The 23,052-nt window shown below is 27.6% G+C and carries 23 protein-coding genes; 9 read left to right on the top strand and 14 right to left on the bottom strand.

What is annotated here, in order from left to right; genetic code table 11:
* Positions 1-128 precede the first annotated feature (128 nt).
* The gene (locus Ccar_RS06820; protein ID WP_007061300.1) at positions 129-398 is read right to left on the bottom strand and encodes a hypothetical protein; all 270 of its coding nucleotides are present in this window, start codon (positions 396-398) and stop codon (positions 129-131) included.
* 275 nt (positions 399-673) lie between these two features.
* On the opposite strand from Ccar_RS06820, the gene uppS reads away from it, so the two are divergent.
* Positions 674-1,393: a polyprenyl diphosphate synthase gene (gene uppS, locus Ccar_RS06815; protein ID WP_007061301.1), complete on the top strand. Its 720-nt coding sequence runs from the start codon at positions 674-676 to the stop codon at positions 1,391-1,393.
* Positions 1,394-1,449: 56 nt separating this feature from the next.
* Here uppS and Ccar_RS06810 read toward each other — a convergent pair whose 3' ends face one another.
* On the bottom strand, positions 1,450-2,244 hold the full coding sequence (locus tag Ccar_RS06810) for a carboxymuconolactone decarboxylase family protein (protein WP_007061302.1): 795 nt from the start codon (positions 2,242-2,244) through the stop codon (positions 1,450-1,452).
* Positions 2,228-2,608, bottom strand: coding sequence for a MerR family transcriptional regulator (locus tag Ccar_RS06805; RefSeq protein ID WP_007061303.1), 381 nt, complete (start codon positions 2,606-2,608; stop codon positions 2,228-2,230). The genes Ccar_RS06810 and Ccar_RS06805 overlap by 17 nt, the downstream gene beginning before the upstream one ends.
* A 249-nt stretch (positions 2,609-2,857) precedes the next feature.
* Here Ccar_RS06805 and Ccar_RS06800 point away from each other — a divergent pair, with 249 nt between their 5' ends.
* The 6 genes from Ccar_RS06800 to Ccar_RS06775 all read left to right on the top strand — a co-directional run bounded on the left by Ccar_RS06800 (position 2,858) and on the right by Ccar_RS06775 (position 8,525).
* Positions 2,858-4,072, top strand: a complete 1,215-nt coding sequence (locus Ccar_RS06800; RefSeq protein WP_007061304.1) for a sensor histidine kinase — start codon at positions 2,858-2,860, stop codon at positions 4,070-4,072.
* Positions 4,065-4,709, top strand: a complete 645-nt coding sequence (locus Ccar_RS06795) for a response regulator (RefSeq protein ID WP_007061305.1) — start codon at positions 4,065-4,067, stop codon at positions 4,707-4,709. Before Ccar_RS06800 ends, Ccar_RS06795 begins: the two co-directional genes overlap by 8 nt.
* 24 nt (positions 4,710-4,733) lie before the next feature.
* Positions 4,734-5,870 carry an FtsX-like permease family protein gene (locus Ccar_RS06790; protein ID WP_007061306.1) on the top strand — a complete coding sequence of 379 codons (1,137 nt, stop codon included), beginning with the start codon at positions 4,734-4,736 and terminating at the stop codon, positions 5,868-5,870.
* A 12-nt stretch (positions 5,871-5,882) separates the two neighbouring features.
* Positions 5,883-6,557: an ABC transporter ATP-binding protein gene (locus Ccar_RS06785; protein ID WP_007065183.1), complete on the top strand. Its 675-nt coding sequence runs from the start codon at positions 5,883-5,885 to the stop codon at positions 6,555-6,557.
* Between the two features lie 4 nt (positions 6,558-6,561).
* Positions 6,562-7,677, top strand: a complete 1,116-nt coding sequence (locus Ccar_RS06780; RefSeq protein WP_007065182.1) for an ABC transporter permease — start codon at positions 6,562-6,564, stop codon at positions 7,675-7,677.
* Between the two features lie 167 nt (positions 7,678-7,844).
* Positions 7,845-8,525, top strand: a complete 681-nt coding sequence (locus Ccar_RS06775; protein ID WP_007061310.1) for a CPBP family intramembrane glutamic endopeptidase — start codon at positions 7,845-7,847, stop codon at positions 8,523-8,525.
* A 57-nt stretch (positions 8,526-8,582) separates the two neighbouring features.
* On the opposite strand, the gene Ccar_RS06770 is transcribed toward Ccar_RS06775, so the two are convergent.
* Positions 8,583-9,818 carry an SGNH/GDSL hydrolase family protein gene (locus Ccar_RS06770; RefSeq protein WP_007061311.1) on the bottom strand — a complete coding sequence of 412 codons (1,236 nt, stop codon included), beginning with the start codon at positions 9,816-9,818 and terminating at the stop codon, positions 8,583-8,585.
* A 336-nt stretch (positions 9,819-10,154) separates the two neighbouring features.
* Here Ccar_RS06770 and Ccar_RS06765 point away from each other — a divergent pair, with 336 nt between their 5' ends.
* Positions 10,155-11,072 (top strand): bifunctional helix-turn-helix transcriptional regulator/GNAT family N-acetyltransferase, encoded by a 918-nt coding sequence (locus tag Ccar_RS06765; RefSeq protein WP_007061312.1) that lies wholly within the window; start codon positions 10,155-10,157, stop codon positions 11,070-11,072.
* A 117-nt stretch (positions 11,073-11,189) separates the two neighbouring features.
* Here Ccar_RS06765 and Ccar_RS06760 read toward each other — a convergent pair whose 3' ends face one another.
* Genes Ccar_RS06760 through Ccar_RS06735 form a run of 6 tightly spaced genes read right to left on the bottom strand, consistent with a single transcriptional unit; the run spans position 11,190 to position 18,427 of the window.
* Positions 11,190-11,918, bottom strand: a complete 729-nt coding sequence (locus Ccar_RS06760) for an NADH-quinone oxidoreductase subunit B family protein (RefSeq protein ID WP_007061313.1) — start codon at positions 11,916-11,918, stop codon at positions 11,190-11,192.
* An 8-nt stretch (positions 11,919-11,926) separates the two neighbouring features.
* A complete protein-coding gene (locus tag Ccar_RS06755; RefSeq protein WP_007061314.1) occupies positions 11,927-13,507 on the bottom strand; it encodes an NADH-quinone oxidoreductase subunit D-related protein in 1,581 nt (526 codons plus the stop codon).
* Between the two features lie 30 nt (positions 13,508-13,537).
* On the bottom strand, positions 13,538-14,998 hold the full coding sequence (locus Ccar_RS06750) for a proton-conducting transporter transmembrane domain-containing protein (protein ID WP_007065180.1): 1,461 nt from the start codon (positions 14,996-14,998) through the stop codon (positions 13,538-13,540).
* Positions 14,999-15,008: 10 nt separating this feature from the next.
* Entirely contained in the window at positions 15,009-15,620 is a 612-nt protein-coding gene (locus Ccar_RS06745) for a hypothetical protein (protein ID WP_007061317.1), read from the bottom strand.
* 58 nt (positions 15,621-15,678) lie between these two features.
* Positions 15,679-16,608: a respiratory chain complex I subunit 1 family protein gene (locus Ccar_RS06740; RefSeq protein ID WP_007061318.1), complete on the bottom strand. Its 930-nt coding sequence runs from the start codon at positions 16,606-16,608 to the stop codon at positions 15,679-15,681.
* Positions 16,609-16,642: 34 nt separating this feature from the next.
* On the bottom strand, positions 16,643-18,427 hold the full coding sequence (locus Ccar_RS06735) for a proton-conducting transporter transmembrane domain-containing protein (RefSeq protein WP_007061319.1): 1,785 nt from the start codon (positions 18,425-18,427) through the stop codon (positions 16,643-16,645).
* Between the two features lie 256 nt (positions 18,428-18,683).
* Between Ccar_RS06735 and Ccar_RS06730 the strand changes: the two genes are divergently transcribed.
* A complete protein-coding gene (locus tag Ccar_RS06730; RefSeq protein ID WP_007061985.1) occupies positions 18,684-19,700 on the top strand; it encodes a MarR family transcriptional regulator in 1,017 nt (338 codons plus the stop codon).
* A gap of 73 nt (positions 19,701-19,773) precedes the next feature.
* Here Ccar_RS06730 and Ccar_RS06725 read toward each other — a convergent pair whose 3' ends face one another.
* The 4 genes from Ccar_RS06725 to Ccar_RS06705 form a co-directional block, all read right to left on the bottom strand.
* Positions 19,774-20,115 (bottom strand): hypothetical protein, encoded by a 342-nt coding sequence (locus Ccar_RS06725; RefSeq protein WP_007061986.1) that lies wholly within the window; start codon positions 20,113-20,115, stop codon positions 19,774-19,776.
* 182 nt (positions 20,116-20,297) lie between these two features.
* Positions 20,298-20,996 carry a flavodoxin family protein gene (locus tag Ccar_RS06720; RefSeq protein ID WP_007061988.1) on the bottom strand — a complete coding sequence of 233 codons (699 nt, stop codon included), beginning with the start codon at positions 20,994-20,996 and terminating at the stop codon, positions 20,298-20,300.
* A 764-nt stretch (positions 20,997-21,760) separates the two neighbouring features.
* Positions 21,761-22,327 carry a beta-class carbonic anhydrase gene (locus Ccar_RS06710; protein ID WP_007061991.1) on the bottom strand — a complete coding sequence of 189 codons (567 nt, stop codon included), beginning with the start codon at positions 22,325-22,327 and terminating at the stop codon, positions 21,761-21,763.
* Between the two features lie 146 nt (positions 22,328-22,473).
* Positions 22,474-23,028 carry a GNAT family N-acetyltransferase gene (locus Ccar_RS06705; protein WP_007061992.1) on the bottom strand — a complete coding sequence of 185 codons (555 nt, stop codon included), beginning with the start codon at positions 23,026-23,028 and terminating at the stop codon, positions 22,474-22,476.
* Positions 23,029-23,052 lie beyond the last annotated feature (24 nt).

The raw sequence follows: 23,052 nt of genomic DNA, 5'->3' as shown, positions 1-23,052 counted from the left end.
AATTATCCTATCATAATACATAATACTATTCAAATATGGGCAAATTGATAAACTAAAAAAGACAGCATACTAGTAATCAAAAAATGCTAATATGTTGCCTACATTTAAATTGTATTATATCTAATTATCTATGATTTGCTGTAAGCATCTATAACCTCTGCTACATAATCATCATATCCAGATTTAGCTACTACTACAATGGACCCTGGTTCACCTTCTATTTTTACTTTATATCCTTGTGCTTCATCCGTATCAAAATTGCTATTTCTATTTATGTCTATTTTACTTCTATCTGCAACCCCATACTCCTCTAATATTCCAACAATTCTATTTTCTAAATTTCCTGTTGCACATTCAAGCGTCTTAATTCTGTCAATTGCTTCATCTATTTTTTTCATTATATTGTCCTCCTGTATATTAGTTATATTTTGTATTATGTCCCCTTATTTTTTATTGATTCCTGTTACATCTATCTGAAAAATAAACATAAAATCTACTCTGTTTATATAAAGCAAAACGATTGAGTTATAATATAGATAATGTGTTATAATTTCTATAATTAGGTTAACTGAACTAAAATATACAATCAAAGGCAATAATTACAATGTAATATGCTACTTCCTTACAAAATACATAATAATTAAAAATTTTGAAGATAGAATAGGAGAAAAAAATGGATAATTCAATAAAGGGTTTATTAAATGACAATAATATTAAAATTCCAAAACATATTGCTATAATTTGTGATGGAAATGGAAGATGGGCCAAAGAAAAAGGCTTACCACGCTATTTAGGGCATAAAGCTGGTACAGATCCAATTAAAACCATCACTAAAGCTTGCTCAGAATTAGGAGTTGAAGTATTAACTTTTTACGTTTTTTCTACTGAAAACTGGAATCGCTCAAAACAAGAAGTAAATTTCTTAATGAATCTTTTTATAGAGTTTTTTATAAAATTACAAAATGAAGTTGGAAAAAATGTTAAAGTAAAACATATAGGCAATATGGATAGTCTTTCTTCTAAACTGATAAATGAAATTAAAAAAACAGAAAAGCTAACAGAAAATAATTCTGGTATGGTATTAAATGTTGCACTAAATTATGGAAGCCGCTCAGAAATGACAAATGCTGTTAAAAGTATTATTTCTGATATGAATAATGAAAATCTTAGGAATGATAAAATAGATGAAACTCTAATTAATAGCTATATGTACACTTCTGGATTGCCAGATGTTGATTTAATCATTAGAACAAGTGGTGAAAGGAGAATAAGTAATTTTTTACTTTGGCAGTCTGCAAAAGCAAAGCTGTGGATCACTAAATATTTTTGGCCTGACTTTAAAATTGGTCATCTAAATGAAGCAATTAAATTTTACAATGAAATTGATGATTAATAAAAAAGCCCCAGTGTTTAATTTTCATAAGACTGAGGCTCTTTAATCCTTTTAAATTATTTTCTTTCATGTAACACTTCTTTTAAAATATTTGTCCCATTTATGGCAGATGGAAAACCAGCATAAATTGTCATTAAGAGCATTATTTCCTTTACATCATCAGCTGTTAACCCTATATTAAGTCCTGCATTAATATGAAATTTTAATTGAGACTTAGCATTGCCTAAAGCAGTTAATGCAGCAATAGTAGCAATTTGCCTATATCTCTTATTTAAATTATTTCTTGAAATAATATCTGCATAACTTTGCACTACTAATTTCACAAGATCTGGTGAAAAATTATTATATGCATTTTCAAGAATTTCTACTTGATTGCCATCTAATTCTGAAAGTTCAGCTGCACCAACCTCATATCTATCCTCAGGAGAAATTTTATTTGTTGCCTCCTCCCCTATAGAATCTTTTATTCCTTGTTTTTCACGTTCACTTAAAACATCCTTTAATGCATTCATAGCATTTATGCATGTTGGAAAACCAGAATATGCTGACATTTGAAGTATTATTTCTTTTATATCATTGATCGTACATCCAACATTTAGCGCTCCATTTATATGAACCTTTAATTGAGGCTCTGCATTTCCAAGTGCTGTTAGTGATGCAACAACAGCAATTTCCTTTGATTTTAAATCCAATCCATCCCTTGAATATATGTCTCCAAAGGAATATTCAATCATATATTTTACCAAATCAGGCGATATATCATTTAAACTATTTTTTACCTCTTCACCTGCTTTTCCATCAATTTCTTGTAATTTTCTATATCCTCTTTCTAATCTAGTCTCTTCTTTCATTAATTTTTTCCTCCATCTCACTATAAATTTGAACTTTTCTTGCAACATAATCCTTTGCTTCTAGCAATTTTTCAATTTGCTGTTCTATAAATTTTAAATGTTCTTCCATAATATTCTTTCTTTCTGTAATAGTTTCATCTCCCATATGCCTTAAGTTTGCATATTCTTTCATCTTAGCTATATTCATTCCTGTTGCCCTAAGCCTGTTTATTACCTCAAGCCATTTTAAGTCCTGTTCACTGTAAACTCTTTTTCCTGCAGAATTTCTCTTTATATCTCTAATTAATCCAATATCCTCATAATACCTAAGGGTATGTGCTTTTAATTTAGTTATCTTTGATACTTCACTTATTTCCAATTCCAAGCTAAAATTCCTCCCACTTTCCTTATGTTGCCTTAAATGATCATTTATACTATCTTGTCTCCCAATAACAAAATAATATCACTTAAAGTGCACTTTAAGTCAATAGCAAAATTTTAATTTTATTTACTATTTTTCAAATATATCTGATAACGTTACTATTCTTTATAGAAACTAGAATAACCTTAGTAAAAACTTAAAATTTTAATTATGATATAATTTATATTAGTAAACTTTATGAGGTGAAAATTAATGGTGAGTAAATCTAAAAATATTATAACATGTATAAATTACTGTGCTTTCACATTAGTTATGATAGCCAGTTCAATATATAATGTTTCAAACTGGATTATGCTGTTGTCATTATATTTTATATTTTTAGCTTTTTACTCTATAAACACTTTTTTTCTTCATGGTTTGTATAATAAGAATAGAAAACTAACCTTATTAAATTTTTTTATTTATTTCTTTGAAGTAAGTCTTATATTTTTCATTAATAAATTTGACTCTAGTTTTTTATCAACAAGTCTTTATTTGTTTCTACTGGAAGATATTGTTGTAAATGAAAAATTTAATATTGGGATTATTTCACTTTTTATAATGTATATAATGTGCTGTGTTTCCATTTTAAATAAATTATATTATGATATTAGTAAAGCTGTTACTTATATTCTTATAGCTTTGCCAATTTTTATTGTTGTTTATATAATATTTTTTCTTATAAATTATCTTTTAAAGCAAACAAGTATTATAGAAGATAATTTAAGAGACATTACAATAAAAAAGCTAGAAAAAGACTTACTTTATGCTAATCTTAAGTTAGCTTATGAACGTGTGGAAGCTATGACTGCATTAAAGGAAAGAAATAGAATAGCAAGAGACATACATGATACTGTTGGACATACTTTAACTACAGTTTTGATTCAACTAGAAGCTTCCAAAAGACTTATAAATAAAGATACTGATACCGCACTTGAAAAACTTGGACTTGCTCAAAGTCAGGTTAGAAAAGGTCTTAACAATATAAGAAATTCTGTACGCGTTTTAGAAAGTGGTAATGATATACTTGATTTTTATTCTGAAATACATTCAATTATAAAAGAAACAGAAAAGCATTCTGAAGTTGTTATTAAATCTCAAATAGATGAAAATATATCTTTTGAAAAATCCCAAGAAAAAGTTATTCTTTCTGCATTTTTAGAAGGTCTCACTAATGGAATGAAACACGGTAAAAGTAGTGCTTTTTTGCTTAAAATATATGAGAAAAATGAAAATATATTTTTTTCTCTCGAAGACAATGGAATTGGCTCGGATATAATAACTCCTGGCTTTGGTCTTAGAGCCATGAGAGACAGAATTTTAGAGCTTAATGGTAATATTCATGTATCTTCAAAGGCTAATGAAGGGTTTGGTTTATATATATCCTTTCCAAAGTACATGGATGTAAAAGAGGTGAATTATGAGTAATATTAAAATATTGATTGCAGATGATCAAACTTTAATGAGAGATGGATTAAAAACCATTCTTGAACTTGAAGAAAATTTTACTGTAGTAGGTGCTGTAAAAAATGGCAGTGAGGTACTTGAGTTTTGCAAGCAGAATGTTCCTGATTTAATACTAATGGATATAAGAATGCCTGAAATGGATGGTGTTAAATGCACAAAAATGCTTAAAGCTCTATATCCACAAATTATAATCTTGATTTTGACTACATTTAATGATGGTGATTATATTATTGAAGCATTAAATTATGGTGCTTCAGGTTATATATTAAAAGATATTGAAGGTGATGAACTTATAAAAGCAATAAATGATGCTTACAAAGGTTCAATGATGCTTCCTTCAACTGTAGCTAAAAAACTTGTTCAAAGTCTTTCGTCAAATCCAAAGTTTAAACCAAATGAAAAAAAAGTTATTAATGAGCTTTCAGAAAGAGAAACTGAAATTGCTAAAATGTTATCCATGGGCTTTAATAACAAACAAATAGCTTCTTCCCTATTTATATCTGAAGGCACTGTCAAAAACTATATAAGTAATATTTATAGTAAACTTGGAACATCAGACAGAACTTCTGCTGCAATTATGATAAAGAAAATGCTTTAATTATTTAAGGGATGTGAATAAGTTATGAAGCCTATATCTATTTTAAATTACTACAGAGGTAATAAAAAAAGCTTTATATGTTCAATTGTTTCAGCTGCTATTGTAATAGCTTTTTTATATGTAACTAATACTTTTATAAAATCAGTTGAAGTTTCCTTTTACAAACTTTATCTTTCCCAATATGAAACTTATGCTAGAATTAAATCTTTTGGCAGTAAAAATTCTATACCTAAGGATATTTTAAATACTGTAAAAAGAGATGTGAATGTAGAAAAGATTATTCCTTTTAAATGGTATGCACTAAACTATAATATTATGGGAATTTCTGCTGATAGTGAAGTGTTAGCTTTAAATAACAATGATATAAATTATTTTTTAAATAAACAAAATATTACTGTACTTTCTGGAAGACTTCCTCTTGAAGGTAAGAATGAAATTGCAGTGCATTATTTAGTTGCAAAAAATAGGAATTTACATATTGGAGATAGTGTAGGGTCTATAGTAAACAATCTTGATAGCCTTTATGGTAAATATAAAGTTGTTGGTATACTTAAAGGTTACAATATGGTTTCGGTAGCACCAATAAATGATGCTGTTTCCTATGAAAATAATACTTCAATAGTATCTAAAGGCGGACTTGTTATATTTCCTAAAAAGAATAAATTTAATGAAGTTAGTAAATTAGTTGATTCTCTGCCTAAAGACACAATTCTGCCAGAAACTATGAATACTATGAGTGTTGAACTAAAAAGAAGTTTAGATTTCTCAAAAATATTAGATATTATAACTATATTAACTATCTTCTTGATGGTAATTACTGTTGGCAGTTCTAAATACGTTCAATTTTTAAATAGAAAAGAAGATCTTGGTATATTAAATGCCATTGGTCACACTAAAATACAAATATTAAAAAATGTTATATTTGAAGTTTTTCTTGTTAATTTTATCTCATATATTTTAGGATTAATTATAGGTATTGTTTTAAGTTACATAGATAAATATTATATATTTCAAAGTTGTGGAGCTTTGGGCATAGTATTAGATTTAAAAGCATTTATTGTATGTTCCTATATTCCATTATTTACAACTCTTTTTACAATAATTCCTGTAAATTCAATGATTAATAAACTTGACCCAATCAATATGATTGAAAAAACTTAGAGGTGATTTTTAATGCTTTTTAAAATGGAAAATGTAAATTTAATTTATGATATAGATAAAGAAGTACCAACTTATGCACTTAAAAATATAAATTTATCTCTTGATGGAAGAAACTTTATAGGAATTATGGGACCTTCTGGCAGTGGAAAAAGTTCTCTTTTATATGCTTTAGCTGGTTTTAAGATTCCTACCTCTGGTAAAGTTTACTATAATGATTTAGATTACAGCAAAGTTTCCCCTTCTGAAAATGAAAATATTCGAAGAAGAGAATTTGGATTTATATTTCAAAGGCATTTTTTAATTGATTATATGACAGTTATGCAAAATGTATTAACTCCAATAAATGATGACAGTAAAACTTCAAAAGCAAAAGCCTTTTCCATTTTAAATAGCTTTGGTATTGCTCACCTTGCAGATAAAAAGCCTCATCAGCTTTCTGTAGGACAAAGACAATTAACTGCAATTGCAAGAGCATTAATAAATGATCCTAAAGTAATTTTTGCTGATGAACCTACTGCTGCACTGGATCATACTAGTGCTAAAAAAGTTATAAATTTTCTTGAGAATTATAAAAAAGATACTATGATTATAATTGTAACTCATGATCATTCTATACTTAAAAATGCAGATCATGTCATAAACATGCTAGATGGTACAATCGAAAGCATTGACAAAGAAAGAGAGTGATAAAATGAAACCTCTTTCCTCTATAACATATTTGATAAATAATATAAATAAAATATTACCAAGTTTTATTTCCATGATTTTTAGTGTATTTTTAGTTTACTTTGTTTCAATATTAATATCTAGCAGTAATTATGCACTTAATTTAAACAATTTAAATATGGCTGAAAAAGTTACTATTGTTACCTCAAATTCAAAAATGCCTATACCAGGTAATGTAATTAATGAAATTAAGACTAATTCCCCTGCAGCGGATATAATTCCAATAATTAGCGTCAATGGCCACTTGCAATATGATAATCCCTTTGGTGGCAGCAGCTTCAATAGCTATAATGTTTTTCAAAATGATGTTTCTAAACTTTTAAATATATTTAATTTAAAGCTAGTTAAAGGTAAGCTTCCTTCTTTAAATAAAGATGAAATAATACTACCTTTAAAATATGCAAAACAAAATGAAATTAAAGTTGGACAAAGCATTTCAAGCAGTTTTGAAAAGAATATAGTAATGGATAAAAAGTATATAGTGTGTGGAATTATAGATGGTCCAGTTAATATTGCAATTACTTCTAATGAATTTAATACTTCAAAAGAAAATGCTTTGAAATACAGCATAATGTTTTCTACAAATAACAATAATCTTACTTATCATATTAAAACTTTAGGAAACAGCAATATAATAATATCTGATTATAAAACTGTAAAAGGCCAAATTCATGACTACATCAAAAGTTTGGATTCTTTTATATATATTTTTCATTTCCTTATAATTATAGTTTTAAGTATTTCTCTTGGAAATTTAAATTATATCATTTTTATTAGTAGGAAAAATGAATTTGCTATTTTACGTGCTATTGGCTATAAAAGAAACTTTCTTTTGAAAAAATTGTTTAAAGAAAGCTTTCTTTTAAATTTATTAGGTTTTATAACAGGTATTATAATTGCAATTATAGTTACACAACTTTTAAATATAACTATATGGATGCCAAAAGGTCAGTATGTATTAAGCTTTAAGCTAGAGTATATTATTACAGCCTTTTTAATTCCTTTATCTGTTTCTTTAGTAAATATGCTTATTTATTTACGGAAGTTCAAATGCATGAATTATGAGAACCTAAATATATAAAAGTTACTGTAGTCATAAAAATTATGACTTCAGTAACTTTTTTATTACTTAAAATTCTTATATTATGTGAATGGACAAAGAAATTATTGGTTAGTTCAATTGATAACTATGATATTTATTGTGTTTGACATGATTAATACAAAATCAAAAAAGAAAGAGGTTATTTTATGAATGAAAAGACTAAAAATCTTAATGGAAAAGCTGTAATACCTACAATGTCAGTGTTATCTATAATTTGCTTAGTTGTAGGCATCTCATTTATTGCAATTCCTTACTTCACTAATGGTAAGAATATTAAATCAGCATTACAAACCTGGAGTAACTTTTATATCTATTATTTAGCTGTAATATTACTTGTCATGCTTCCATTTTATTTAAAAGATTTAAAAAAAAGAGGTGTAAGCCCTGAATTATTAAAAAAAGAAATTATAGATAAAAATAAATTAATTGGCGATATTTTATTTGGACTTTTAGGCGGAATATTAACTTTTATTATAACTGTACTAATAGTTTCATTCACTCCTATTAAAGGTATTGGATCAGGACAAAAGGATTTGACTCCTATTTTAATTCAATTTTTAACATTAGTTATTATTGCTCCTCTTGTTAAGGAAATTGTGTTTAGACTATACTCAAAATTATTTTTAGAAGAAAAATATGGAATGCTTGTATCTGTCTTAATAAGTAATATTATTTTTGGTGTTTTCGATTGGCATACAACGGGAATTTCATTTATTGCTGGTTTACTTTGGTATGCTTTTTATATTAAAAGAAGAAGACTTATAGTACCTATAGTAGCACATGGTTCAGTCAATTTAATTTCAATAATATGTTCTATAATAAGCTAAGGTTATTTTTAAGGGAAGTCAGTTTGAACTTCCCTTATTGTACCCTAAAATTAAACTTTATTTAAAAAGTTTTAAATCAACCATATTTGCCATAGCTTCACTTCCTACATCGCTTGGATGAATGTGATCCCCACTATCATATTGTGGTAATAATTTTGTTGGATTATTAGGATCAAGAGTAGCTTTATCAAAATCAATTACTCCATCAAACATTCCACTAGTTCTAATCCATTCATTGACTTCTTTACGCTTAACGTCAAGCTCAGGACTATATACTTCATATCCTCCAAATGGCATAATCGTTGCACCATATATTTTTAAGTTATGTTTATGCGCTATTTCAATGTATGTTTTAAGTCCATCAATTATTTCATCTTTACTTACAATTTCAGATGCTGGAGCTGGTCCTCCTGGCCCTGTATGCATTATATCATTAACACCTTCTAAAACAATTACATACTTTCCTCCTTGATGATCTGTAACTGCTTTTTCAAATCTTGAAATTCCTGATGGTCCACACAATCCATGAAGAGTACTTTCACTATCATGTAAAATCCTATTACCACTAATAGCTTCTCTAATTATAGATAAATTTTTTATATTTGCATCATTCAATCGTTTTACAAGATAATCTGGCCAGGATAAAGTGGTTATAGAATCTCCAAATGCAATAATAGAACCATTTTCTTTAGAGGTCATTACTTCCATAGACGTAAAAAATGGGGATACTTTAAGAGCTCCATTTTTGTAAACAGCTTTAAAGTCATTTCTTGTATCAACTGAGTCTGTAAAATTTCCTTCTTTTGAAAAATAAGATTCAACGCCCCCACAAGCACCAGTTACATTTTTAACTTCATTTGTAACATAAATGCTTACAGCTACTTTATCCAATGCTTTTATATCAAGTTCAAAAGGATCACTCCACACAAAACTTCCTTTATCAATATCTACAGTTGATTTACCACCAAAAGTAAGTGTCTTTTTTAAACTTTTAGAAGCACTCCCATCTGAATTAACTACAGCAGAACTCACTTCACCAATATTAATAGGCCCAGTTCCAAATTCATTTGATATTTTTATTCTCTCTTTTGAGCCACCAAAAGTTGAAGTTACTATTGTACACAAAGTTTGATTTTTATATCTCAATTTATATAAAGTAAAATCTGATGCACTTCCATTCCATGTACCAATCCAATGTGTGTATCTATTTGTTTTGCTACAATTACCTAAAAAAACTAAAACTACTATGATACTTACTAATAAAATAATTAACCTTCTAATTTGCTTTTTCATTTCATCCACCTATAATCGTTACTTTTTTATTATGTTTACTTTCAACTATTTGATTTATGATATCATATCTCATAAGAAATTGTACTACTATACAATTTTAATACATTCTAAATAAAATTATACTTTTAATATTTTTTTGTTTTTCTAAATCGATTAAATGTTATCCTTACTTATACTAGAAATTTATCTTGTCTCCCACTAACTACACCTTATTTTCATAATAATCCAATGATAGAAATAGTTGACTTAGTCCATTAATTGTTTTACAATATATTTATGGACTAAGTCCACCATTATTAGATAAAAGGAGTATAAAAATTATGAATGATAAATTAAATGCTGTTAGTGAAATTAAATGCTGTTAGTGAAATTAGACGTTTTAACCGATTTTATACAAATGTGCTTGGATTACTTGATCAACACATTTTAGACAGTGGTTATTCTTTAACAGAAGTAAGGGTTTTGCTTGAAATTAGCAAGTTGAATCAATGCACTGCAAACATTTTAGTAAACAAGCTTAAAATTGACCGAAGTTATATGAGCAGAATAATAAAACACTTGGAAAAGAATGAACTTATAACTAAAATTCAATCTAAAGAAGACAATCGTATAAATTTTGTTTTAATAACAGAAAAAGGTACTCACACTATAAATATTCTTAGCAAAAAATCAGATGAACAAATGGAAAATTTGATTGAACATTTAACTGAAGATGAGCTTACAAAAGTTTTAGATGCAATGAAGATTATAAAAAACAAATTTTCAGAAACAGTTAATCCAATTAATATAAGAAATTTTATCAAGAACGACATAAATAATATCATCTTACAACATAAAACTTTATATGCAAAAGAATACAACTTGTCACCTATTTTTGGTGATTATGTAGAAAAAGGCGTTCATGAATTTGTACAGAATTATGATAGTGAAAAAGAATGTATGCTTATACCTGAGATGAATGGTAAAGCTGTTGGAAGTATCGCCATTTCTAAATTTGATAACCAAACAGCGCACTTGAGATATTTCCTGCTTGAACCTGAAACCCGAGGCAGAGGCTTAGGTCATAAACTTGTTGATATGGCACTTAATTTTTGCCGTAAAAAAGGTTATAAACATGTCTTTCTTGAAACAATTTCCTGTCTCAAAACAGCTAGACATATTTATGCCAGCGAAGGATTTAAAATAACACAAACTCATGAAAATACAACTTGGGGAAAAGATATTTTAGAAGAGCGCTGGGATTTAGATTTATAAGTGACTTATTTTCTAATAAAAAATTTATAGCAACCTGATCTTCAATTTTCATTGTTAAAAATAAAAGCTGGTATAAACCATTAGTTTTAGGTTATTCCAGCTTTAACTTTGTATTATTTACTCTTCATCTAATTTGTTAATAATTTTAAGCATTCCATAAAGTATTGCCTGTGGAGATGGTGGACAGCCTGGTATAACCAGGTTAACTTTCAATATTTCATTTAAATCTTCACAAACGCTGTATCCATCCTTAAATATACCTCCACTGTAAGCACAGCTGCCTACTGCTATAACAATCTTAGGATCTGAAATAGCATCATATGTTTTTATTAATGCTTCCTTCATGTTTAAGGTAACAGGACCTGTAACCACTATTCCATCAGCATGTCTTGGAGATGCTGCAAACTTAATACCATATCTTGATAAATCATAGTATGTATTTTGTGTATTAGATACTTCCATCATACATCCATTGCAAGACCCTGTATCAACAGATCTTAAAACTAAGGATCTTTTAAATTTGCTGTATATTTTTTCTTTAACTTCTTGTCCTAATATCTCAATGCTTGCCATTTTATAATCATTACTGCTCTTTAATACTTTAGATGGACATGCATCAACACAATTATTGCAATAAATGCATTTTTTAAAATCTATATCAATGCTTTTGTGTTTAGTATCTTTTTTAATGGAAACAGCGTCAACTAAACACTCCTGTACACATTTACCGCAGCCTGTACAATTATCATTACAAACTTCTATCCTTCCATAACTATATGGGTTATCTGTAAGAGGATTTTTAACAGTATCTTTTCCATTTTTTATTCTATCTAATAAAAACTTCATTTCATCACCTACTTATCATTTTCAGAATAAGACATATTAAAACTCTTATTACACAAAGGAAAATCTGGTACTATTTCTCCAAGAACTGCATAGGTTAGACCATTCCAGTTAGTAACAGAAGGTGTTTTAAAATAAATTCTATTGAATTTATTATCTTTACCAACCTTACCATATACAATAAGTTCACCCTTTACTGTTTCCACAGCAGCAAGTGCTTCTGTTTCCTCTACTAACTTAAATTCAGTTTTAGTTTTTAAAATGTCTTTATTTATAAAATCTAATGAAGCAAAAATAAAATTATAAGCATCATAAATTTCTTTAATTTTTAATTTGTACCTTTCAAAAACCCCACCAATTTCTAGGGTATTATTATTCTTTTTTAGAATGCCATATATTTCATAAGGGAAGCTCTTTCTAACATCATAATTAATTCCAGAAGCTCTTCCGGTGATACCAGTCATATAAAGCTTTTTAGCAGTTTTATTACGTACTATCCCAGTGTTTTCAACTCTATCTAAAAAAGAAACAGAATCCAATGTGATTTCTATAATCTTATCCATTCTCTTTTTCATACCATTTAAAGTCTTTTTAATATCTTCAATATGTTCCTTTGTAAAATCTATATTTATACCGCAGGGAATAATAACATTTCTCATAAACCTGCTTCCAGTTATTCTTTCACAAAGCTTGTGAATTTGTTCCCCAAAAGCTCCAAATCTTTTAGCAGGATAACTAAATCCAATATCCACACATATGCCAGATATATCACCTAAAAAATTATATATTCTTTCTAATTCCAAAAGCACTACTCTTAATGCTTTTATTTCTTGAGGTGTATCATAAGATAATAACTTTTCAACTAAAAGAGCATAACTTTCAGCATAAGCTGCAGAGGATTCACATGCCATTCTTTCAAATACAAGATTAAGCTTACTTGCATCTACATTTTCACAAATCTTTTCTATTCCCCTATGCTTATAATTAAGCCTGAGTTCTAGATTCTCAATAGCTTCACCTATAACACTAAATCTAAAATGTCCTGGTTCAATTATACCTGCATGCACAGGTCCTACAGATATTTGATAAGCTCCATCTCCAAAAGCTTCCTTACATTTATAAGGCAAAATTTCATTTTTTTCTTCTAATTTAGCACCATAAGGGAAACTTTTTCTTAATGGATATACATCCTCAGGCCATTTTTCATGTTTAACAATTTTCCTAGTATCTATACCATCTTTTATTTTCAAACCAAATAAGTCGCACATTTCTCTTTCAAATAAATGACTTTGGAACAAAATATCCTGGAAAGTTTTAATTTCTTCTTGAGTCTTATATCGTACTATTACAAAATACCTTTTCTTACTATTAGAAAGTATAATGTTAATCATAAAATCATTTTGGGCATTTTCTTCATTACTGTTATCAACACAAAATTGCGCAATAAATTTCAATTTATATTTTACTAAAAATAAACTAATTAACGATTTAACATGTGAAATTTCAACGTCTACATAAATTTCATTCTTGTTTTTAATCTCACTATTATATTTAAGATTGCTTAATTCTTCTTTAAATAAGTCAATGTTCACTATTTTCACATCCTTATATTAATAAACTTGTTACTGCATGGGATTAATAATTAAAATAGCTTTGTTAATTAATGAAGCTATTTCGTATCTAGAGAAAAAACTTAGAATAATTATTATGAAAAATATAATAATTAGTGGAATTATATTTTCCTTATCCTTTTCACTTCTTGTATTAAAGTCCTTATCATCGCTAAATATCATATTAATAAAAACTTTTAAAAAGCCTGCAAAAACTATAAGAAGGCATAAAGCATAAATACCACATACAAGATAATGACCATTTTTTATTGATGCAGCAAGTATATTATATTCACTAAAAAATGATGGAAATGGTGGTATACCTGTTATAACAAGAACCCCGCAAATCAAAATCACTGAATTTATAGGCATTGTTTTTATTAAATTATTTACCCTATCTATACGTTTTGTTTTATAAACACTTAGTATATTGCCTGATATCAAAAATAACAGTGACTTTCCATATGCATGTATAATAGAATGAAGCATTGAACCGTACAAAGCAATCGGTCCGCCTATACCAAAACCTAATGTAATAATTCCCATATTTTCTACAGAAGAAAAAGCCAACAATCTTTTATAGTTTTTTTGATTCAATATACTGAAGGCTGATATAATCAAAGATATCAATCCAAATACTATAAATAAGTATTTCATTTTTTCTAGTCCACTTATGAGTTTAACTATTATATAAAATCTTAAAACTACATAAAGTGCAAGATTTAAAAGCACTCCAGACATCATAGCACTAATTGGAGATGGCGCTTCACTATGAGCATCTGGAAGCCATGTATGCATTGGAGCAAGTCCAGCTTTTGTGGCTATACCTACAAAAATGAAACAAAAACCAAATTTAACTATACTCTTATTTAGTAGAGAATAATTTTTAACAAGGTATGTCCAATTTAAAACCTTATTAGAAGGATCTCCAGATGAATAAATAAATAAAATTATTCCTATCAAACCTAATACTATACCAATAGAACAAATAATAATATATTTCCATGCAGCTTCTAATGAAAGCTTATGCCTATTAAAACCAATTAAGAATGCTGTAGAAAGAGTGGTTGCTTCAAGGCTTATCCACATTAATATTATGTTATTGCTTATTGCAACTGCAATCATTGATAATACAAATAAATTAAATAAGAAATAATAAATTTTAGCAAAATTAATACTTATTGAACCATTATGTATTTCTTCTCCTATGTATTTATGAGAATATAATGCTGCAACTAACGATATAGTGCTTATTAAAATTAACTGAATTATATTTAAACTATCTATGTATATTAAATTATTACAAAAATTAAGTGAATCCTGTAATTTAAGATTTCTATAAAATACTAGCGAAACTGCGGCAAGCATAACCATATTTAAAATTGTTAAAATAGATATTGCTTTAATACTTTTAAGAAGTATGTTTAATAAAATAACTACTGCAAATACAATTGCACATATAGATAATACCATTTTCTCACCTCTATTCTTTTAAATTTGAAAGGTAGTCTGTATTTATAGTGTCAAAGGTTTTATTAATATTAAATATCATTATTCCCATAAGAAGAGCAAGAACTAAAACTTCTAGGGCCATCCAAGCTTCTAAAATAAGTGAAAGCTTTACTACTGACATTTCAAATAAAATAATCCCATTTTCTATAGTTAAAAACCCTATCATTTGAGTAATTGCTTTTTTTCTACCTATCATAAGGGTTCCACCAACAAGTGCCAGAAACACTGCTGTTTTTAAATAAGTATTATCATAATTCCTAAAGAAAGCACAAACAATTATTATAAAGAAACCTGAAAGTACAAAGGAATTAACTGCATTTATAATCAAATCTAATTCTCTTTTCACTTTTAAATATCTAGTAGATTTGTTTATTATATAAGGTATTATAATCACCTTTATTATTAAAGTTAAAAGTCCCATTATGTAGTAATGAATTTCTTTTGTATTGTATCCTAAAATAATACATATAAAAGTTATGGCAAGGGATTGGAATGCAAAGCTTAATACTAAGAGCTTAACTCTTCTAAGTCCACATATTAAAATCCCAGATAATATCACAATAGCAAGTAAAAGCTGTAACATTTTTTATTCTCCTTTCTATACCTTGTTCAAAGCTTATGCTAAATCACTTAATAATTAATTATAAAAAATAGTTTAAAGATATAGCTGCAATAGCAATAGCTAATGCTGCTGATAAAAGTTCTGGCACTCTAAACAATCTTGATTTTGTCATTGAAATTTCAATAATAGAAATACCAAATAAAATAACTAGAATCTTTACAAAGAAAACTACAGCAGCTTTCAATATAATAACCGCACCTAGTGTTGTTGCTGCTCCAAAGGGCATAAAAAGATTTATAAAAATAGTTAAAAATATCATGAGCTTAATTTGTGAAGCCATTTCTACAAAAGCTAAATCCGTTCCTGATAAATCTAATATCATTGCTTCATGTATCATAGTAAGCTCTAGATGGGTTTCTGGGTTATCTATAGGAAGTCTTGCATTTTCTGTGAGTAACAATATAAAAAATGAAATTGCTGCTAAAATATGTCCTATACCATAAAAAGCCCCTGCACTGTTATTGAAGCATATAGTGAAAATATTAAAGGATTTATTTTCAAAATATAAAAACATAATAGTAAGAAACATTACTGGCTCTGCAAGCATTGACAGGAAAAGCTCCCTGCTTGTCCCCATTCCTCCAAAGGTACTGGCACAATCTAATCCTATTAATGTATTTAAAAATTTTACAATAGACATCATAAAAATAATAAGAAATAAACTTCCTAAGTATGTTTCTCCACTGCTGAAAAAAGTAGGAATCATAAAAACAGCAGTTATAGCAGCCGCTAAACTTAATATAGGTCCTATTTGTGTTATAAAACCACTCTGGCTACTCCTTATCCTTCCTTTGCTAAACAACTTTTGGTAATCATAATATACTTGAAAAATACTACTTCCCTTATATCCTCTTAAAATAGCCTTGAATTTTTTAAGAATACCCATAAAAAGAGGAGTTACTATAATAAGAAGCATACTTTGTAAAAAATTAATTGCTATGTACTTCAAGATTTTTACCTCCTTAAATCAATGAATGCTGCCATCACATAAACATGTTAACAATTAAAACTGTAACTAAAAGTGAAACAAAAATATATGATACATATACTTGTATCTTTCCAAAATGAATTTTAGTAACACGTAATGATATATAATAAACAACCTTAACTACTGATCCATAAATGTACTTTTCTATGTTATCTAATACCTTGTCTTTTAATAATATTGAATAACCATTTTTCACTTCTTTTTCATATCGAACTACTTTTCCAAAGATTCTTGTTGAGGGCTGACTTAGTCCATTTGCACTATACTGCATATTAGACTTTACATTATTAAAGCCGCATCCCCAAGTTTCTTTTATTACTGTAGCTTTTTTGTTATTTAATACTTTTGATATTAAAGCTAAAATAGCTGTTATAATTACAAAAATACTGGATACGATTATTATTTCATTATTTATTTCACTATTCATCAAAGGTAAATTTGTATTTAAAATTGAATTTGAAACCTTTGATATTAAATTAATTATAAAAGGTGAAAATACTCCTGAAATTATACATAGCAAAGCTAAAATTCCAAGCCCAATATTCATTGATAGTGGAATTTTATGTGCATTTATTGCTTTTTCACTTCTTGGTGCTCCAAGATAAGTTATTCCAAAGCTCTTAACAGATGCATATAATGTAACTCCACTAGTTAGTGCTATAATAAGTCCGCTACCTATAATGATTAAGGCAGTCCATGTACCTTTAATTGAAGCAGTTCCAATTATAAAGCACTTAAATATTAAAATTTCACTGGCAAAACCATTTAAAGGAGGAATTGCTGAAATAGCTGCAGTACCAATAAAAGCACATATAGCTGCAAATTTCATTTTCTTATAAAGTCCTCCTAACTCGTTCATATTCTTTGTTCCTGTAGAATATAAAACACTACCTGCACTAGCAAAAAGCAGACTTTTAAAAATAGCATGATTGAATATATGAAATAAAGCTGCAATTAAAGTTAGATTGGCAAAGGAATTTAAATTCAAATTGTAAAATACTAAAGAAAGTCCTAAAGTTGAAATTATTATTCCTATATTTTCAGCACTGGAATAAGCCAGCAGTTTTTTAATATCCTTTTGAACTAATGCATTCAATACTGAAAAAATTGCAGTTACTGCTCCTAAAAGTACTAATAAAAGAGCTGCTTTTAAAGGAAGTACTTTAATAAATGTAAAAGTTACTCTTATTAATCCATAAATGGCCACCTTAAGCATAACCCCTGACATAAGAGCTGAGGCATTGGATGGTGCACTAGGATGAGCTTTGGGCAACCAGCCATGAAGTGGTAGAAGTCCTGCTTTTGCACCAAATCCTAAAATAGCAAAAGTAAAAATTATATATTTTTGACTTATTGTAAAATCATTTGATAACTGATAAAATTTATCAAAGCTTATGCTGCCTGTGTATTTATATAAAAATGCAAACATAATCATTAGGAATAACCCACTAATATGTGTCATTATAAAATACATTATTCCTGACCTTATATTTTCCTTATTTTTATACTCATAAACAACAAGAAAAAATGATACAGCACTCATAACTTCCCAAAATACAATAAAAGTAATGCTATCTCGTGCTAGTACTACACATAACATTGATGCTGCAAATAAGAGCATTAACATAAAATTATATTTAACTGAATACTTACCTTTATATTCTGCAGTATAACCTATTGAATATATAAAAATAGGTGCAAAAACTACAAAAATTATAATTGCAAAAAATATAGAAATTGGATCGTTCATAACACCATTACAAAAAAATGTTGGTAACAAAATATTTTTCACTCCTTTTTAAATTATAATTAGCACTCGAATATTAAAATAACTATGTACTTTTTTATTTTTTGTATTAGAATTTAATTATGTCAAATTTTTTAATATAGTTAGTATTCGAATATTAGAATGCGACACGAAATCTATCATATCACTTTATTGTCGAAAATACAATATATTTGACTTTTGCTTAATACTATATCTTGTAAAAATAACAAACTAAAAATGTTTAACTTATACTATGGAGGGCTTCACATTGAAAAATAGAAAATCACTTGATATACATACATTCTATAATTTATCCCGGTATTGCTTTTTAAATATAGAATATAATTATAGTTCTGTTGTAGAACAAACTGGAATAACACTACCTCAACTAAGAATTTTATGGATATTAAAAGCCTTTCCTGGAATATCCCTAGGAAAGATTGCAACTATAGGCTATTGGACATGTCCTACAGTAACTAATATTTTAAAAATTCTAGTTGATAAAAAATTAGTTGTAAAAGAAGATTCAGTAAATAAAAAAGTTTATAAACTAAATGTTACCGAAGAAGGAGAAAAATATATTAATATAAATAAACAAAATAAATCTAAGAATTTTCATCTCTTTGATTTAATGAATTTATTCTCTGAAGAAGAGCTTGATCTTATTGTAGATTTTTATAAAGATATTGTTATTAAATGTGGTAAGGATTATATTTTCCAATATGTAGACAAAATTAATTCATTAAGTTTAAAAGTAGATTATACTGATTTTTCTGAAGATGAGACTAAAAAATTAAAAAAGCTTGTATTTTTTTATAACACTTTAAGAATATTTATTTTACATGTAGAACATGATCATAGGCTCTTATTAAAAAATTTAAATTTGACTTACCCTCAATTAAGAGCCTTATGGATAATTGAAGCTTTTCCTGGAGTTACGTCTAGAGCGTTAAGTTCTCTAGCCTTCTGGTCTCCTTCAACAGCAAGTTTAATTGTAAAAAATTTATACACTAAAGACCTTATTTATAAAGAAAAAGCAGCAGTAAAAAACTCTCTTTATCTTTTTATAAATTCTAAGGGAGAACAAACCTTAATAGAAGATTTTAAACTAAATAATCATAGACTAATTATTAATGATTATTTGAAAGATACAGAAGAAAAAACTTTAAATACAATAAATAATCACTTATATTTGATTAATAAAAAGCTCAAAAATGACATGGTAGAAACCTACATTGAAAAGATTCACGAAATATTAGAAAGCTACCATGATAAATTTAGATAATTTAGAAGAAAAACTGCTAGCAAAACATTTTTGTCAGCAGTTTTTAAAAATACAGAGATTTTTTTGATACGAATTAAATAATTTTACTTAATCTATCTTTTAGCTTTACTTCCTTATCAATTAGCCATCCTTCTTCCTCACAAGTATCTCCCCATTGAACTATATCATTTATTTCATCCTTAGTTAACTCAACAGATATTTTATCAATAACTTTTAAATTTTCCTCATAATATCCATTATACATTTTTAAGGCATTAGTTTCTCCTTTTAGTCCTAATGAATATATAGGTGTTCCTTTTGCATCTTTATGATGTGCCACAACATAAAGCCTTACTCCATGATTCTTTTTATCGGCTTCTAAGTCAATATGATTTACCTCAACTAAAGTCCCCAATGGTATATTATATTTATCCATGATTTTACTCATCCCCTCTTAAATATAGTTTCTACAAAAAAACTCAATCTCCTTTATTTTCAGAAAAGTAAATGAAATGCCACTTGATAACTAACCCCTATTTCTTTTTTAAATATACTTTTCAACATCGATTGATTTTTTGAAGATGATTTTTCCATGGTTAGTCTTCCTCCTCAGTTAAATTACATACAACTACTATTTGCATTTTTTATATAAATTTCAGGATCAATAACGTCCTTATCCAATACAGCTTGTGTTTCATCTTTTATATATCCATAATTCACAATTTCTTTTCCAGCACTAACTAATGCTGAAAGGAAAGGAGCATACAATTTTTTAAGCATATCATCCATATTAACAGCTTGAAGTATTCCTCCCTGAGCACATAAAATTGTACCTGCTAAATTTCCTTTTGTCATAACTTTAAATGTTTCAACTAAACCTGAAAAATTATATTGTCCAGGGAAACCACAATTTGAAATCAATACAGTCTTAGCAGGTGCTTTTCCAAAACGCTTAGGATGTGTATAGTTCTCACCTTTTTTAACAATTTCTCTATTATTTAATGGCAGCATACGATCCATAAAATCTTTCATTATGCCTGTTACAGTAAAATAGTATAATGGAGTGGCATAAACTATTATGTCAGCTTCTAATATTTTTTGAAGCAATTCTTCCATATCATCTTTATGAATACACTTTCCTGGAGTTTTTGTCCAACAAGTAAAACATCCACTGCAGTGCTTTATATTTTTGTCTTTAAGGTATACTATTTCTGTTTCCGCACCAGCTTCCTCACACCCTTTAAGAAATGGCTTTAAAATAACCTCTGTATTTCCTTTTTCTCCTCTTGGGCTTCCGTTTATAGCTAAAATTTTCATATTAAAATATCTCCTCTCATTTTATCAAATTACTAATAAATACTTTATAAATTAAATTTTACTTTATAAATCTTTTATAGTTTCTAAAGCTTATAATGTTTCCTCACACCACTTTAATTTTACTTCACAATCGTGCATTCCAAAATTAACTGTGCTGATCCATAATATTGAATTCTTTTTATTTATCTTTGCCAATTTAATTTCGCCTCCAATTCATGTATCATTGTTATATATATCACCTTGATATATATAATTATATCAGAGTGATATATAAAGTCAATATATTTTTACCAACGAAATAATTTTTAGTTTAGTATTTGAATTTATTAATATGCAAAAATAAGAAGAACCTCTTAGAATTTACACCCAATCTTTTAAATTAGATATAAATTCTAAGAGGCTCTCCTTAAAAATCTATAATTCATTGATATATTTTCTTAATTTATTTTATTCTCCCTGCAGCTTCATATCACTAATTTTATTATATGCATACAAATTAACAGCAAAAAAAACCACACATACAGCAACTAAATTAAAGTGATTTGTAATTATGGATTTAAACACTAGAATGCAATTTAAAATGTTATTTAAAATATAAATTAAATTACGATTTTTGTACAAGAAGTTTGTATATACCATATTAGTATTCTCTCCTTTGATAATTAAGATTCAACATACCATATAATAACACATTTTGGATTAATAAAAATGAATAAATTATTAATAAAATTTTATGGTTTTGAAAACAAAATAAATCTTATTATCTAATTTTCTTTATCTCCATCTATAACTACATCTATTTTCCCTGTTTCTGAATCCATAATTAATCCATGTACTTTAATATCTTTAGGAATTAAAGGGTGATTTTTTATCATTTTAACACTTTCTTTTATAGATTCTTCCACTGATTCAAAACCATGAAGCCATTCTTCAACATGAACACCTGCATTGTTTAATGTATCTATAGTATCTTCCCTTATTCCTCTACTTATCATTTTATTAACAAGACTTTTAGTATCTAAATTACTCATTCCACAGCCAGAATGTCCTACTATAAAAACATCTTCTGCTCCAAATTCATATATTGCAACCATTATACTCCTGGCAACACCGCCAAAAGGATGAATAACTGTTGCTCCTGCATCTTTTATTATTTTAGCATCACCATTTTTTATATTCATAGCCCTTGGTAATAACTCTGTCAATCTAGTATCCATACAAGATAATACAACCATCTTCTTCTTTGGAATTTTACTAACTACATATGGTTCATATTCATTATTACTTACAAAATTCTCATTGTACTCTAATATTTCTTCTAATCTGCTCATTTTGTACCCCCAAATAATTTATATATATATATGTTTTAGATTATATTAGATATATTATACTACGAAAATTCCTTTTATCAAATATCTATATATCTCTAAATGGGAAAATTTAAATAAAATAAGTTATCAACAAAATTCATAATTTGTTACCTGGAATACATATGCATCCATTCATCTTTAAGAATTCCATAAACAACATGACTAACATAATGATCATATAGCCATTCTGACTCTCTCAAAGTGCCTTCATTTTTAAAACCCAGCTTTTCTGGAATATGTCTACTTTTAAAATTTTCTTCAGCGCACCTAATTTCCACTCTATTTAATCCCAACTCTTTTATAGCATAATCTACTAAAACCTTGCAAGTTCTTATCATAATACCCTTTTTTTGAAATTCTTCTCCAATCCAATAACCAATGCTTGTAGACTTATTTGACCAATCAATATTGTGATACCCAATTATACCTGCCATTCTTCCCTTATACCATATTCCACATTGGAATCCATCATTGTTTACAAATTGCTCTTTAGTAATCTTTATAAATTTTGCCACATCTTCAAAAGTCTTAATTCCATCTACCCAAGGCAGCCATTGTTTAAGATAAAGACGATTCCTCTGTATTAGTGCAAATTGTTCTTCTATATAGCAATTTTCTAGCAACTTTAATTCTAAATCATCATTAATTACATATTTAAACAAATATAATTCACTTCCCAGCTTTCT

It is taken from the genome of Clostridium carboxidivorans P7, from assembly GCF_001038625.1.
GTDB classification, from domain to species: domain Bacteria; phylum Bacillota; class Clostridia; order Clostridiales; family Clostridiaceae; genus Clostridium_AM; species Clostridium_AM carboxidivorans.
This window is presented reverse-complemented; position numbering and strand designations above follow the sequence as displayed.

Excerpts from the sequence above, each read along its gene's own strand:
- Ccar_RS06820 (WP_007061300.1), bottom strand. The coding sequence starts at position 398 with ATGAAAAAAATAGATGAAGCAATTGACAGAATTAAGACGCTTGAATGT.
- Ccar_RS06750 (WP_007065180.1), bottom strand. The coding sequence starts at position 14,998 with ATGGTATTATCTATATGTGCAATTGTATTTGCAGTAGTTATTTTATTA.
- Ccar_RS06795 (WP_007061305.1), top strand. The coding sequence starts at position 4,065 with ATGAGTAATATTAAAATATTGATTGCAGATGATCAAACTTTAATGAGA.
- Ccar_RS06785 (WP_007065183.1), top strand. The coding sequence starts at position 5,883 with ATGCTTTTTAAAATGGAAAATGTAAATTTAATTTATGATATAGATAAA.
- Ccar_RS06770 (WP_007061311.1), bottom strand. The coding sequence starts at position 9,818 with ATGAAAAAGCAAATTAGAAGGTTAATTATTTTATTAGTAAGTATCATA.
- Ccar_RS06720 (WP_007061988.1), bottom strand. The coding sequence starts at position 20,996 with ATGAAAATTTTAGCTATAAACGGAAGCCCAAGAGGAGAAAAAGGAAAT.
- Ccar_RS06745 (WP_007061317.1), bottom strand. The coding sequence starts at position 15,620 with ATGTTACAGCTTTTACTTGCTATTGTGATATTATCTGGGATTTTAATA.
- Ccar_RS06800 (WP_007061304.1), top strand. The coding sequence starts at position 2,858 with ATGGTGAGTAAATCTAAAAATATTATAACATGTATAAATTACTGTGCT.
- Ccar_RS06790 (WP_007061306.1), top strand. The coding sequence starts at position 4,734 with ATGAAGCCTATATCTATTTTAAATTACTACAGAGGTAATAAAAAAAGC.
- Ccar_RS06760 (WP_007061313.1), bottom strand. The coding sequence starts at position 11,918 with ATGAAGTTTTTATTAGATAGAATAAAAAATGGAAAAGATACTGTTAAA.
- Ccar_RS06710 (WP_007061991.1), bottom strand. The coding sequence starts at position 22,327 with ATGAGCAGATTAGAAGAAATATTAGAGTACAATGAGAATTTTGTAAGT.
- Ccar_RS06765 (WP_007061312.1), top strand. The coding sequence starts at position 10,155 with ATGCTGTTAGTGAAATTAAATGCTGTTAGTGAAATTAGACGTTTTAAC.
- Ccar_RS06780 (WP_007065182.1), top strand. The coding sequence starts at position 6,562 with ATGAAACCTCTTTCCTCTATAACATATTTGATAAATAATATAAATAAA.
- Ccar_RS06725 (WP_007061986.1), bottom strand. The coding sequence starts at position 20,115 with ATGGATAAATATAATATACCATTGGGGACTTTAGTTGAGGTAAATCAT.
- uppS (WP_007061301.1), top strand. The coding sequence starts at position 674 with ATGGATAATTCAATAAAGGGTTTATTAAATGACAATAATATTAAAATT.
- Ccar_RS06775 (WP_007061310.1), top strand. The coding sequence starts at position 7,845 with ATGAATGAAAAGACTAAAAATCTTAATGGAAAAGCTGTAATACCTACA.
- Ccar_RS06810 (WP_007061302.1), bottom strand. The coding sequence starts at position 2,244 with ATGAAAGAAGAGACTAGATTAGAAAGAGGATATAGAAAATTACAAGAA.